The sequence below is a fragment of the uncultured Phascolarctobacterium sp. genome, from assembly GCF_934190775.1.
GTDB lineage: Bacteria > Bacillota > Negativicutes > Acidaminococcales > Acidaminococcaceae > Phascolarctobacterium_A.
Genome location: NZ_CAKPTG010000001.1, coordinates 168,319 through 182,624 on the forward strand (window position 1 = coordinate 168,319; position 14,306 = coordinate 182,624).

12 protein-coding genes are annotated in these 14,306 nt (G+C 49.4%); 2 read left to right on the plus strand and 10 right to left on the minus strand.

Translation table 11 applies throughout. From position 1 onward, the window contains the following. Positions 1 to 333: 333 nt before the first annotated feature. From radA to Q0G26_RS00730, 4 genes are all read right to left on the minus strand, one after another. On the minus strand, positions 334 to 1,701 hold the full coding sequence (radA, locus tag Q0G26_RS00715) for a DNA repair protein RadA (protein WP_293827610.1): 1,368 nt from the start codon (positions 1,699 to 1,701) through the stop codon (positions 334 to 336). Next, positions 1,688 to 4,420 (minus strand): ATP-dependent Clp protease ATP-binding subunit, encoded by a 2,733-nt coding sequence (locus Q0G26_RS00720; RefSeq protein WP_293827612.1) that lies wholly within the window; start codon positions 4,418 to 4,420, stop codon positions 1,688 to 1,690. Before Q0G26_RS00720 ends, radA begins: the two co-directional genes overlap by 14 nt. Before the next feature lie 4 nt (positions 4,421 to 4,424). After that, positions 4,425 to 4,838 (minus strand): CtsR family transcriptional regulator, encoded by a 414-nt coding sequence (locus tag Q0G26_RS00725; protein WP_293827614.1) that lies wholly within the window; start codon positions 4,836 to 4,838, stop codon positions 4,425 to 4,427. A 148-nt stretch (positions 4,839 to 4,986) separates the two neighbouring features. Further along, the gene (locus Q0G26_RS00730; protein ID WP_293827616.1) at positions 4,987 to 5,301 is read right to left on the minus strand and encodes a helix-turn-helix transcriptional regulator; all 315 of its coding nucleotides are present in this window, start codon (positions 5,299 to 5,301) and stop codon (positions 4,987 to 4,989) included. Positions 5,302 to 5,824: 523 nt separating this feature from the next. On the opposite strand from Q0G26_RS00730, the gene Q0G26_RS00735 reads away from it, so the two are divergent. Beyond that, positions 5,825 to 6,376 carry a LemA family protein gene (locus Q0G26_RS00735; protein ID WP_293827618.1) on the plus strand — a complete coding sequence of 184 codons (552 nt, stop codon included), beginning with the start codon at positions 5,825 to 5,827 and terminating at the stop codon, positions 6,374 to 6,376. A gap of 41 nt (positions 6,377 to 6,417) precedes the next feature. Further along, positions 6,418 to 7,173, plus strand: a complete 756-nt coding sequence (locus tag Q0G26_RS00740) for a YgcG family protein (RefSeq protein WP_293827620.1) — start codon at positions 6,418 to 6,420, stop codon at positions 7,171 to 7,173. A gap of 206 nt (positions 7,174 to 7,379) precedes the next feature. Here the strand turns inward: Q0G26_RS00740 and Q0G26_RS00745 are convergent, their stop codons facing one another. The 6 genes from Q0G26_RS00745 to sufB all read right to left on the minus strand — a co-directional run bounded on the left by Q0G26_RS00745 (position 7,380) and on the right by sufB (position 14,303). Further along, positions 7,380 to 8,615: a Glu/Leu/Phe/Val dehydrogenase gene (locus tag Q0G26_RS00745; protein ID WP_293827621.1), complete on the minus strand. Its 1,236-nt coding sequence runs from the start codon at positions 8,613 to 8,615 to the stop codon at positions 7,380 to 7,382. Positions 8,616 to 8,794: 179 nt separating this feature from the next. Then, positions 8,795 to 9,994 (minus strand): HD domain-containing protein, encoded by a 1,200-nt coding sequence (locus tag Q0G26_RS00750; protein WP_293827623.1) that lies wholly within the window; start codon positions 9,992 to 9,994, stop codon positions 8,795 to 8,797. A 141-nt stretch (positions 9,995 to 10,135) separates the two neighbouring features. Beyond that, positions 10,136 to 10,567: a Fe-S cluster assembly sulfur transfer protein SufU gene (sufU, locus tag Q0G26_RS00755; RefSeq protein WP_249747830.1), complete on the minus strand. Its 432-nt coding sequence runs from the start codon at positions 10,565 to 10,567 to the stop codon at positions 10,136 to 10,138. After that, on the minus strand, positions 10,557 to 11,792 hold the full coding sequence (locus Q0G26_RS00760; RefSeq protein ID WP_293827625.1) for a cysteine desulfurase: 1,236 nt from the start codon (positions 11,790 to 11,792) through the stop codon (positions 10,557 to 10,559). Before Q0G26_RS00760 ends, sufU begins: the two co-directional genes overlap by 11 nt. Continuing rightward, positions 11,782 to 12,885 carry a SufD family Fe-S cluster assembly protein gene (locus Q0G26_RS00765; protein WP_293827628.1) on the minus strand — a complete coding sequence of 368 codons (1,104 nt, stop codon included), beginning with the start codon at positions 12,883 to 12,885 and terminating at the stop codon, positions 11,782 to 11,784. Before Q0G26_RS00765 ends, Q0G26_RS00760 begins: the two co-directional genes overlap by 11 nt. Positions 12,886 to 12,896: 11 nt before the next feature. Continuing rightward, entirely contained in the window at positions 12,897 to 14,303 is a 1,407-nt protein-coding gene (gene sufB / locus Q0G26_RS00770; RefSeq protein WP_293827631.1) for a Fe-S cluster assembly protein SufB, read from the minus strand. Positions 14,304 to 14,306 lie beyond the last annotated feature (3 nt).

Below are 14,306 nucleotides of genomic sequence, written 5' to 3' on the forward strand. Positions count from 1 at the left end.
CACTATCTGCCTTCACTTACATAACTTACAAAATTATTCTTTTCTGAGATGTTTTGTAAATAAAGAAAGCGCTTGTAAGCTGTAAAAACGTTGCAATGGCAACGCACGCAAATTGTCAGGCAATTTATAATATAACCATAATAACCTTAAGACATTTGCTGGGACGTTGTTCCTTATACCAATTACTTTGCCGGTACATTTTGAGGGAAGTGTACCGGAATTTTTTTGCTGTAACAGCATTGCTTAAGGCAAAACGCTTCGGCTATATAACAAAAACGCAGGCTTTCCGCAAGCCTGCGTTTTTTGCATCTGACTACTATATAAGCATTTACCTTAGCCGAACATAGCTGCAATCGCCTGCTCCAGCGTTTTGACGCGCACAATCTGCGCCTTGACAGCCGGCAGCTGCAGCTTGCTGTCCGGTACAATGAATTTGCTGAAGCCCAGGTTAATGCCATCCATAATCCTGCGCTCGGGCGCGCTAACGCGGCGCACCTCGCCGGTGAGGCCCACCTCACCAAAAACGAGTATTCCCTTAGGCAAAGGCCTGTTGCGATAGCTGGAAACAAGCGCTGCCGCCACCGCCAGATCCGCCGCCGGTTCATTGACCTTCATACCGCCGACTACGTTGACATAGGCATCATAAATGCCAAAATCCAGTCCAAAGCGTTTTTCCAAAATCGCCAGCAGCATATTCACCCTGTTATAGTCAAAGCCTACTGCTGTACGCCTGGGCATGCCATAGGGAGTTTTGGCTACCAGCGCCTGGAACTCCGCCATAATCGGCCTGTTGCCTTCCATGCAGGCACCGATAACACTGCCTGCAGCCTCACCGTCTCTGTCCTCCAGGAAAAGACCAGCAGGATTTGCTACCTCCTGCAGACCGCCTGCCTCCATCGAAAAAATGCCGCTTTCGCTCGTACTGCCGAAGCGGTTTTTTAATGCGCGCAGAACGCGGAAGGAATAGGAACGGTCACCCTCAAACTGCAGCACCACGTCCACCATATGCTCCAAAAGGCGCGGTCCGGCGATGGTGCCGTCTTTGGTAACGTGACCAATCAGCAGCACAGCAATGCCCGTACTCTTGGCAAACTGCAGAAGCTTGGCAGTACACTCACGCACCTGGCCCACACTGCCGGCAGCAGTCTGCAGCTCCGGATTATACATTGTCTGGATACTGTCGATAATCAAAAGCTGCGGCTTCAGAGCGTTGGCCTGCAGCAAAATTGCGTCCAGATCCGTAGCTGTAAGAATCAGCAGGTTATCATTGGCCTGCGCCCCACCCAAACGGACAGCACGCATCGCCGTCTGTTCCTCCGATTCCTCGCCACTGACATACAGCACCTTAATGCCACGCTGTCCAAAGCGCAGGCCCGCATCGAGCAAAATCGTAGATTTGCCGATACCGGGCGTGCCTCCCAGCAGCACAAGGCTGCCGGGCACGACGCCACCACCAAGCACGCGGTCAAATTCGCGAATCCCGGTCGCCAGGCGTTCTACCTTAGTCTGGGCAACACTGGCGATAGTACGCGGCCGCAGCTTTTCGTTATTGGTCGGCAGATAGCTTTTGCTGGTCTTGGCCGTCACCTCGGCCTCCTCCACCAGCGTGTTCCAGCCGCCGCACTCCGGGCAGCGTCCCAGCCACGAGGAAGCAACATAACCGCATTCCTGACAGACAAATCTGCTCTTAGTTCTGGCCATCAGGCTGCTCCTTTCCGCTGCTGACAGAAACTGCTGCTTCCTCCGTCACTGGCAGCTCCAGCAAAAGCTGTGCTTCTTCAATCGCAGTGTGAAAGTCCAGTTTTTTATCTGCAGCAGCCTCAGCAATAATCTTATCGCCGCTGTGGAATTTTCCTGCCAGGAACAAATCACTCAGCGGATCCTCCACCAGCTTGCGCAAAGCACGGCGCAGCGGACGCGCACCATACTTGCTGTCGCTGCCTTCCTTCAGCAGCAGCTCGCGTGCCGAAGCAGCAAGCTCAATACTGAGACCATTGTCTGCCAGACGCTGGTTCAGCTCACGCAGCATATTGTCGGCAATCAGCTCCAGCTCCTGTCTGCCCAAGGAATTGAAGACCAGGATTTCGTCCACACGATTTAAAAATTCCGGGCGGAACACGTTCTTGATTTCAGCAAGCACCTGCTCCTTACGGTTTTTGCGCTCGCCTGCCTCATTACCGGCAAAGCCCAGCGGTCTGGTGTTAGCCAAACGCTGTGCACCGGCGTTGCTCGTCATAATCAGTACAGCATTGCGGAAGTCTACCGTGCGTCCCTGACCATCAGTCAGACGACCGTCTTCCATAATCTGCAGCAGCAGATTAAAGACATCGGGGTGCGCCTTTTCAATTTCGTCCAGCAGCACTACGCAGTAAGGCTTACGGCGTACTGCATCTGTCAGCTGGCCGCCCTCGTCGTACCCTACATAGCCGGGAGGAGCGCCAATCAATCGCGCTGTAGTGTGCTTTTCCATGTATTCGGACATATCGAAGCGCAGCATAGCGCGTTCATCGCCAAAAAGCTCCTGAGCCAGTGCCTTCGCCAGCTCTGTTTTGCCTACACCTGTAGGACCAAGGAAGAGGAAGGAGCCAACCGGTCTGTTTTTATCCTTGAAGCCTGCGCGTGCACGGCGCACTGCCCTGCTTACAGCACTTACAGCCTCCTCCTGACCGATAACACGCTTATGCAGGCGCTGCTCCAACTGCAACAGGCGACTGCTTTCGGTTTCTGTCAGGCGTGTCAGCGGAATCCCCGTCCAAGAGGCAACTACCTCAGCCACATCCTCCGCAGTTACCGGCTGCGTCATAGCAACCTCCGCCAGGGCTTCAGCCAGCTGCGTCTGCAGCTCCGCCTCGTCGTCGCGCAGCTTGGCTGCCTTTTCATAATCCTGCTGCTCAACAGCCTCTTCCTTTTCCAGCTGCAGATATTCCAGCTGCTCCTGCAGCTCACGTGCCGGCGCAGATTTTTTATATAGCTTAATACGCAGACGGGCGCAGGCCTCGTCCATCAGGTCAATAGCCTTATCAGGCAGATTTCTGTCTGTAATATAGCGGTCGCTCAGCTCCACTGCAGCCTTAATCGCCTCAGGCTGAATCTGCAGCTTATGGAATTCCTCATAGCGCTTGCGCAATCCCTGCAGCATCGCTTCGCTGATTTCTGCGCTCGGTACATCAACAAGCACCGGCTGGAAGCGTCGCTCCAGCGCCGCATCCTTTTCAATATGCTTATGGTATTCATCAACCGTAGTCGCGCCAATAACCTGCAGCTCACCGCGCGCCAGCGCCGGCTTAATGATGTTGGCCGCATCAATACTGCCCTCGGCACTGCCCGCACCGATAATCGTATGCAGCTCGTCGATAAAGAGGATTATCCGCTTATCGTCGCGTACCATCTGCAAAATTTCCTTCATGCGGTCTTCAAATTCACCGCGGTATTTGGCACCGGCCACCAGCATTCCCAGCTCCAGCGAAAAAACAATTTTCCGCTGCAGAAAATCCGGCACGTCACCCTTGATAATCTTCTGTGCCAGGCCTTCGGCAATAGCAGTTTTACCAACACCGGCCTCACCGATAATTACCGGGTTATTCTTGGTGCGACGGCACAAAATCTGGATAAGGCGTTCTACCTCCTTATCGCGGCCAATCACCGGATCAATCTTGCCACGGCTGGCTTCCAGATTCAAATTACGTCCATATTCGGCAAGAACCTCTAAAACATCAGCCTGTTTTTCTTCTACCGGACGGCGCTGCTGATTTCTGCCCGGTACAGCTTTGCGCTGATCATCCAGCGTCTGCACCAGCTCCTTGACATACTCCAACGTAATATCAAACTTCTGCAGCACCTGATAGGCAATGCCATCGCCTGCTGCCAGCAAGCCTACAAGCAGCTGCTCGCTGCCTACGTATTCCTGCTCCAGCTCCTGCGCGTTCTCTGCAGCGCGCTCCATTACACGCTGCGCGCGTTGGCTGTACTGCGGCAGCTTAGTCTGCTTACTGCCCTTATCCAGCCAGCCTTCCAGCTCTGTCTGTATCTCTTCAAGATTATTATACAATCTGTGCAGCAGCCTTTTGCCGGTACAATCAGGGATTGTCAAAAGTCCCCACAAAATATGCTCCGTACCAATATGCTCGCTGCCACAATCCAAAGCCTTGGTTGTTGCCAGCTCCAGCACTTTGGCCGCCGCCTCGCTGAAGCCCTCACGGGTAACCTTTTTCTTAGGCTTCGGTCCGATGGTTCCGCCGCTCTTCAGCAGCTCATCTATAAAGCGTTTAGCACCCTCCGGTGTCAGCGGCATGCCCCCCATGCCCATCGGCATATAATCCTTGGCGCAATCACCGCAAAGCCATTTATCAATCTGTTTATCGCCTACCAGGCACACCATGTGCATGATAGCCTTCTTTTTATGACAATTTTCACAAAGCATCGCTTCACCTCCGTCCTGTACTATGCAACAAGCTTACAGCCTGCTGCAATATTTCCTTCTTCTTATCTTCATCAGCGTCAATAATCTGCAGCATATACTGCAGCAATGCGCCCTCTCTTGCCGTAATCATCTTTTGCTGCTGCAAATGCTGCACCAGCTGCAAAGCCGTAGGCGGCTTGGGTGTCTCCACAGCAGGCTGCATGCGTATAATGCGCACAAAGCCACCGCTGCCGCGCCGCGATTCCACCATAAAGCCACGCTCCGGCGTAAAACGCGTACTGAGCACATAGCTTATCTGCGAGGGAGCGCAGGAAAGACGCTCGGCCAGCTCATTGCGCTGCACAAGCACAGTATCCTCGTGCTCTCGCAGCAGCTCACCTATAATAAAGCTTTCAATTGCATCTGCTAAATTTTTCATAGTAACTCACCTTGATTATATATTTGAATATATTATATTTGACTTTTCGACTTTAGGCAAGTGAAAAATCTATGACAGAAAATCGACGCGCAAAAAAAGACCACTGCAACTCTAATCAGCCGCAGCAGCCTCTTAAACATCAAATTTATTAACCCTTAATAGTCTTCAGCATCTGCAAAGCCTGCACGATATCCTGCATGGTAAAATTCTCCAGAGAAGTCGCTGCAGTCTCTTTCTTTGCTTTTTCTTCGCCAAATACTATTTCATCAATACCACAATCGAAAATATTCGTCATTTTAACCAGATTTTCCAAAGTCAGGCCAGCACGTCCACTTTCAATATTACTCATATGTGTTTGTGATACACCTATATTTTTGGCTAATTCAGTCTGATAAATATTGTTCTTTAAGCGCAAGGTCTTAATGCGCAAACCAACGGCCTTATAATCTACTTGCTTTGCCATATTAGCTCATCCCCTAACTATTTGCTGATATAGTGATGCCAGCTACCTCCTGATGTTTGCAAAATGACCTACTATATAACCTGCACACTATATGATTTTGCAATACATTCTCATAGAACACCTTCCTACCGTGCTTCCTCCTCTCTCGGAACAGACGCCTCATCTGCGTTTAAATTGTTCTTTTAACGAATGCTTATTCCAATTAACCTAGTTATATAATACACCTCTTTAAGACATTATGCAATAATAATAATTAATATTTTAACGCAATTAATTTACATTGAAACTTTTCTCCCTCTTATCCTCATTATTTGAAAACCAAAAGCATCTTTCATTTATAAATAAATTTTCTACTTTTCTGCTTCTGCCAAAATAAATACCTATAATTTCACAATAGTTTTGCAATTTTTTTGCCTTTTTGACTTTTCATAAATTGACAGCAGCAAAACTTTCTTTTACAATAAAATAAAGCAGGTCTTACAAGCCTGTCTAAAATCCGTTTATTGCGAAAGGAGATATACAAATGAAAGGTATTTTAGGCGTTCTCGCCGCTATTGTCATTATGGCAGCTATGTTTTTCAGCAGCTATAATGGTCTTGTAAGCATGAATGAAAATGTTACCGGCAAATGGTCGCAGGTGGAAAACCAGCTGCAGCGTCGCAACGATTTAATCCCCAACCTGGTAAACACTGTTAAAGGCTATGCTGCCCACGAAACAGAGGTTTTCAAGGCTGTATCCGATGCCCGCGCTAAGCTGGGCGGTGCCAAAACCGTAGCAGAAACAACTGCAGCCAACAACGAAATGAACAGCGCTCTGAGCCGTCTCTTAGTTGTTGCGGAAAACTACCCTGACCTGAAGGCCAACACCAATTTCCAGCAGCTGCAGGATGAGCTGGCAGGTACTGAAAACCGTATCGCTGTAGCACGCAAGGATTACAACGATGCCGTACAAGTCTACAACGCAAAAATTAAATCTCTGCCTACCTCTTTATACGCAGGTGCCTGCGGCTTTACTGCCAAAGACTACTTCAAGGCAGATGCAGCAGCGCAAAAGGTTCCGCAGGTTAAATTTTAATTTAATCCCGCTAGCTGCAAGCTGCTGACGGAGGGATGATAATGAAACGTTTTATAATCTGCCTGCTGCTTCTGCTGCAGACCTTCTTTGCTGCTTACGCCAGCGCCGCGCCTGCTATTCCGCCGCGTCCGGCGGCAGGCAGCGGCATTTACGTGCAGGATTACGCCGGTGTAATCTCTGAAGAGGACAAGCAGCAAATACTCAGCCTGGGCGCTGAGCTGGACAACAAAACTACAGCGCAGCTGGCAGTACTGACAATTAACACGCTCGACGGAGCGCCTATCGAAGATTACGCGCTGGAGGTTCTGCGCCAATGGGGCATTGGCAGCAAGGAGCAAAATAATGGTGCTCTCATCGTCGTCGCTGTCAAGGACAGACGCTCACGCATTGAAGTTGGCTACGGCCTGGAGGGTTCTCTGCCTGACGGTCTTACCGGACGCATCCAGGACCAATATATGATTCCTTACTTCAAGGACGGTAATTACAGCAAGGGTATTTTGCAGGGCTACAAGGCTGCAGCAGCCAAGATTGCCCAAGGCTATAACACGGAGCTGAGCGGTGTAAAATATCAGGCTCCCGCTCCCCAACCGCAAAAAAATACCGGCTCCAGCTTAGATGATTTGCTATTGGCACTAGGACTCATCGGCTTTCTGATTGTAGATAATCTTTTGTTAGGCGGCTTTTTTACGCGCATCCTGCTACTGCTGATTTTCCGCGGCGGTGGACGTGGTGGCGGTGGCGGTCGTGGCTTCGGCGGCGGCGGTGGCGGTGGCGGCGGTTCGTCCCGCAGCTGGTAAATTGCTAAATATGCACAACTTCAATTGAACTGCATCACCCCTTGGTGATGCAGTTTTTTCATGCTCGCTTTAAAGCGAGCATGTAGCAACAATACGCAGTCTTTTTAAGATATACAAAAAAATTCCTGCCAATGGCCAATGCCCAGGCAGGAATTTTTTCTTTAAAGCATTATTTTAGATAATTAAACGAACTTCAGCAATTATATCTATACCATACCTCTGATTTTCATTGCTTCCTCCAGGCTGCCCAGCGCAACCATGTAAGCAGCAACACGCAGCGGCACATTATACTGCTTAGCTTTTTCATAAACAGCCTTAAAGGCCTTGCGCATCAATGCGTTCTGCTTTTCAATAACCTCTTCTTCAGGCCAGAAGTAACGATACAGATTCTGTACCCATTCAAAATAGCTGACAGTTACACCGCCGCCATTAGCCAGAATATCCGGAATAACCATTACGCCCTTAGCCTCCAGAATGTCGTCAGCCTCCGGTGTAGTCGGTCCGTTCGCGCCCTCGCAGATAATGCTGGCCTGTACAGCCGCCGCATTTTCCGCAGTAAGCTGCAGCTCAATAGCGCAAGGTGCCAGCACAGTAACTTCCATCGCCAGCAAATCAGCATTGGTAATCGCTTTACTGCCCGGATAACCTACTATGCTGCCTGTTTTCTTAACATAAGCATCTACATCATAGCAGTCAAAACCGTCTGCATTAAAGATAGCGCCATAAACATCGCTCAAGGCAATAACCTTAACGCCTGCATCACAGAACAGCTTAGCAGTCCAGCTGCCTACGTTGCCGAAGCCCTGCACAGCAGCAGTTGCCTCATGCGGCTGAATTCCTTTCAGCTTCAGCGCTTCCAGTGCCGCCACAACAACGCCGCGTCCGGTAGCAGCAGTGCGTCCCAAGGAGCCGCCTACGCTGATTGCCTTACCGGTAATAAAGCCAGGCTCATATTGACCGGCCAGCTTGCTGTATTCATCCATCATCCAGCCCATAATCTGAGCATTAGTATTCATATCAGGCGCCGGGATATCACGTTTTTCACCGATAATCGGTGCAATTTTATCTATATAACCGCGTGTCAGACGCTCAAGCTCAGCCTTTGAAAGCTTTGCCGGATCTACGATAATACCGCCCTTACCGCCACCATACGGCAAACCGGCTACGGCACATTTACAGGTCATCCAAAAGGCAAGCGTCTTTACCTCATCCATGCTTACATTCTGATGATAGCGTACACCGCCTTTTGCGGGGCCAAGGATTGTGCTATGCTGGCTGCGATAGCCGGTAAATACTTTTGTAGTACCGTCATCCATTTTTACAGGAATAGAAACCTCCAAAGTACGTTCGGGAACCGCAATAATAGCTGCTGCGCCTGCATCAAGCTCCATTGTCTCAATCGCTTTATTCAGTGGAATTTGGGCCATTTCAAAAATATTCATAATCAAGCCTCCTTGCTTTCCAAAAGGATATAACCCCATATCCGTACTTTTATTATAACGTGTACATTATTCAGTGTCTACAGAATTTTTTGTAACTTTTCTTATATTCAAGAGCTTTTTTACTTGCAAAACCATTTTGTTTACAGTAAAAACGCCAGCGAAGCCGCCGGCGTTTTACTTTAGTCTATCACAGGGAATTCATCATATACTCTGCCAAAATCAATTCCACCAATAATTTTATTCTTGTACTGCTCGCGAATCGCCCGCTCGCCCTCCTCCATATGCTTGGAGGTTATACCATAGCGACGCGACAACCATACCTCTACAAAGGCCGAAAGATTATCGCAGCCTTTGAGCACGCTGCCGTCAATCGCATGGAAGCCAGGCTTGTTGTACTTGCTGCTAATCTCTTCAATACTCGTCTGCATCACCTTGCCGTCAATGCGCACACGGTTGGAAAATTCATTTTGCGTATAATATAGAATATCCTCATGCCAGGTATAGGGCAGCAGCGGCAGAATCTTTTCAGCCACCATCCGCTCCTCCATGCGCTTAATCAGCTCATCAAGTCCCGGCACACTGCGTTTCACCGGCGAAATAATATCGCGCGTCAACACCTCCGGCAAATCGTGGAAAAGACCACAGAGGAAATCGCCCACGATACGCTCATCACAGGCACCCAGCTTAACAGCGCAAAAATAACCCATAATCGCTACCAACAGCTCATGCCCCATGACGGAGGTTTCCGGGACACGCGGCGACTGCGCCCAACGCTTTTGGAAGCGCAGCTGGCCGACAAGGTCGATAAACTTGCTGCTTTTACCTTTAAGCGCCAGTTTTTTCACTGCTGCCAAATCGTAATGGTCCTCCAATTCATTTTCAATGATAGCTTTGGTATCCTCACTGCCGTAAATGCCTTCATTGAAATGATAAATCAGCTCAAATTCCCACTTCGTTGCCAGATAATGTGCTGCGCGCAAAATCTTTTTTTCTAAAGCGCAGTATTGCGGGTCCTCGAAATAGCACTGCATTTTCTCCATAAAGTCTTCCTGAATATCAGGAATTCTTCTACGCAGCTCCTGATAAACCCAGGCGTTAAGCTCCTTGCCATAAACACGCATCATTTCATGGAAAATCTGCGGCTTAATGTCAGTAAGCACGTTACGCTGCAAAAACTCAAAAATACCGCCCTCAATCAGCAGACGCCAGTTGAGCTGTGCACCATGGTCATCCTCCTCATGGCGGGCCAGCACATACATAATCATCATCTTGTGCGCCTGCTTATCAAGCTCTGTAAAGCCGCTGGGGCGGATATGCTCATTCCAGCGCTGAATATGCGCTGCATCATATAAAAATTCAATAAAGCTTTTGGTCAGCATTGCTTCATCTCCCTCATTAACACATCTACTCTTATTTAACAGCAAAAGCTTGCTTTTGGCAAGGACGTAAGTAATTTTATTTTATAGCTGCATATATTAAAAGGCAGCCTCCGCCTGTGCGAAAGCTGCCCGTTAATTAACTTATGCCTTTTTATCCAGCATCTGCTCCAGTGTATGCCAGCCAAGCACAGCGCATTTTACACGCGCCGGCATGTGGGATACGTCCTGCAGCACACCTGCTTCCTCCAGCTCGTCAATCTCTTCCTCGCTGGCAGTGCCCTTGATCATGCGCAGGAAGATATCTGCAAGGCGCAAAGCCTCTTCTTCGCTCTTGCCGATAACCAGGTCCAACATCATATCAGCGCTGGCCTGGCTGATTGCACAGCCGCTGCCCTGAAAGGCACCGTCGACAACCACACCGTCGGCAAGCTTCAGCTTCATGGTGATATCATCACCGCAGCTGGGATTATATCCGCGCATCTCTACGTCTGCGTCAGGCAAATCATGCTTATGACCGGGATGCATATTGTGGTCGATTAAAATTTCGTTATAAAAGGCTCTATTATCTGCCATAGCCCATTCTCTCCCTTATTGTAGACAAGCTGTTGATAAAGCGCTCTACATCTGCTGCCGAATTGTAGAAGGCCAGGCTTGCACGGGCAGTTGCACCAGTGCAAAGGTGGTCCAGCAGCGGTTGAGCGCAATGATTGCCGGCACGTACATTTACGCCGTCAGCATCAAGGATTGCAGCGATATCATGCGGGTGCACACCTTCTACCGTAAAGGTAAGAATACCCTTGTGCTCCTCTGCAGTTTTGCCGCCGATAATATGCACACCGGGAATCTTCTGCATAGCATCAAACGCCAATTTCGTCAGCGCTGCTTCGCGCGCTTCGATTACCTCAAAGCCAATGCTGTTGATGTATTCGATAGCTGCATGCAGTCCGGCAGCACCGGCAGCATTTACCGTGCCAGCTTCAAACTTGTGCGGCAACGGCGCATATTCCTGACCGTCACGGCTTACAAAGCTGATCATCTCGCCACCGCTCAGGAACGGAGGCATAGCCTCCAGCAATTCCTTCTTGCCGTACAGCACACCGATGCCCATAGGTCCGAGCATCTTGTGACCGCTGAAGGCAAGAAAATCAGCGTCCATTTTCTGCACATCAATCGCCATATGCGGTGCGCTCTGCGCTGCGTCAATCACAGCAACAGCGCCAACCTTATGCGCAGCACTGATAGCCTTGGCAATCGGGTTCAAGCGTCCCAAAACGTTGGAAACCTCTGCCATTGCTACGATTTTAGTTTTTTCGGTTACAGCAGCGTCAATAGCCTCATCGCTGATGCTGCCGTCAACAGCACATTCAATGTACTTTACTACAGCACCGGTCTGCTGCGCAACCATGCGCCAGGGCAGCATGTTGCTGTGATGCTCCATAATCGTGGTAACGATTTCATCACCGGGCTTAAGGTTAGCCAAACCGTAACTATAAGCCACCAGGTTCAGGCTTTCTGTAGTATTGCGGGTGAAAATAATTTCCTGCTCGCTTTTGGCATTGATGAACTTCTGCACAGCAACGCGCGTATCTTCATAAATGTCGGTTGCCTGCATAGCCAGGTCATACAAGCCACGCAGCGGATTGGCATTGTGCTTGAGATAAAAATCACGCTCTGCCTCAATAACGCAGGCAGGCTTTTGTGTGGTAGCAGAGTTGTCCAAATAAGCAACATCGTTAGCTGCCAGCAAAGGGAAATCCTTTTTATAATCAAAGGACAGTAAATCCTTATCATTCACCATCTGCCATCACTCCTTCCAGATAACGCTGTACCAATTGTACAGTATCCTCGTCATCAATCTTACGGCACAGGGCATCAATCTTCGCCTTGGCCATCATATCAACAGCCTCCTGCTCACTGAAGCCGCGGCTGCACAAATAAAATAATAATTCGTCATCAAGCTTGCCGATGCTGGCGCCATGGTTGCCCTGTACGTCCTCCTCGCTACACAGAATCAGCGGGATCGTCTGGTTAACCACGTCGTCGCTCAACAGCAATACTGTTTCCTTCTCGTCACCAATCGCACCGGCGCTGCCGTTTTTGAAATCAATAGTGCCACGGTAAATTTTCTTGGCACCACCCTGCAGCACACCGTCCGCAGTCATTTCGCAGGTAGTCTTTTTGCCGTAATGGTTGGCAATAAAGTTCATGTCCACAGTCTGTCCATGGCGGCCGTAGTAGCCAATCGCAGCCTTGAAATCACTGTTTTCACCAAGAAGCTCCGTGCGTGCGCCGTTGTAGATTTTATCTGCACCCAACTGGATTTGCAGAAGCTCAAAGGCAGCATTTGTGCCAAGCTCACTGCCAACGTCGTTGATATGCAGGAAATCTCTGCCTAAAAGCTGCACCTGCACCAGCTTAACCTTAGCGCCGGCAGCTACGTCTATCTTAGTCTGAATGCTGGCCTGACCTTTAGCCTGCGCTGTAGAGATATAGGTCATCAGCACAGTAACCTCACTGCCGGGCTTAGCTTCAATTTCAATCTGATTATAGCAGCTTGTATTATCGGCATAACGCAGAGTAACAGCAGCTACGCTCTTGCCTGCATCAGCAACAAGACGCAGCTTGTGGCCCTCGCCTAGACTGCTCATTGCTTCACCGACACCGCCTGCTATTTTGGCAAAATCAGTGCCATGTACTGCGCACTGTGCCTTTTCGCTACAGCCGCAGCAATTGCTGCCCTTGCTTTTATTCAGGCAAACGCTGCCCTCCAAAGCTACACGCGGTTCACAGCTATCCTGCGGCAGTTCTAAGCCGGCCAGCTTTGTTTCATTCATTTTTAACCTGTTCCAGGTCGGAGCAGGCAACTGATTAATCACTAATTCTTCTATCATGCTGCTCCTCCTTAACCTATACTGCCTTGCATTTCCAGGCGAATAAGGTTGTTCATCTCAACAGCGTACTCCAGCGGCAATTCCTTGGAAACATTATCCGCAAAGCCGCTGACAATCATCGCTCTTGCTTCTTCCTCGCTGATACCGCGGCTCATCAGGTAGAACACCGCATCATCGCTGATACGGCCGATTTTTGCCTCATGTCCGATATCCGCGTCGGCAGTACGCACATCAATAGCGGGAATGGTATCGGAACGGGAAATATTATCCAGCATCAGGCTTTGGCAGGAAACAGAAGATTTGGCCTGCTTAGCCTTATTGGTAACAACTACACTGCTGCGGAAGGTACTGATGCCGCCGCTCTTGGAAATAGAGCGTGTGTTGACAATGCTGGTAGTTTTCGGTGCATTGTGTACAACCTTGCAGCCTGTATCCAGATTCTGGCTGTGACCGGCAAAGGTTACGCCCGTAAATTCACTGTGCGCGCCGATGCCGTTCAAAATACTCATCGGATAGAGATAGGAAACGTGGGAACCGAAGGAGCCGGAAACCCATTCAATAGTACCGCCCTCTTCAACCAAGGCACGCTTGGTATTAAGGTTATACATATTCTTCGACCAGTTTTCAATCGTAGAATAACGCAGCTTAGCATTTTTGCCGATAAACAGCTCAACGCAGCCTGCATGCAGATTAGCAACGTTATATTTCGGTGCGCTGCAGCCTTCGATAAAGTGCAGGTCTGCGCCCTCGTCAACAATAATCAGCGTATGCTCAAACTGGCCTGCGCCCTTTGCGTTTAAGCGGAAATAGGATTGCAGCGGAATCGCCACGCTTACTCCCTTCGGTACATAAACAAAGGAACCGCCGGACCACACTGCGCCATGCAATGCAGCAAATTTATGGTCGGTAGGAGGCACCAGCTTCATAAAATGCTCATGCACCATCTCCGCATACGGTCCATTCAAGGCGCTTTCCATATCAGTATAAATAACGCCCTGCTCTTCTACCTCTTTACGCACATTATGATATACTACCTCGGAATCATACTGCGCGCCTACACCTGCCAGGCTGCTCTGCTCTGCCTGGGGAATACCCAGACGATCAAAGGTATCCTTAATATCTTCGGGAACATCCTCCCATTTACCCTGCATGTTCGTATTCGGACGTACATAGGTAACGATGTTATCCATATTCAGACCGTCAATCGAAGGTCCCCAGTTCGGCACCTGCAGCTTATTATAAATATCCAGGGATTTCAGACGGAATTCCAGCATCCATTCCGGATCATGCTTTTCGCGAGAAATTTTTTCAACAATCTCACGTGTCAGGCCTTCCTGAATGCGGTAAGCGTCCTTATCCTCGTTACGGAAGTCGTAAAGACTTCTGTCTATATCATCAACATAGGTTTTTTCTTCCATATT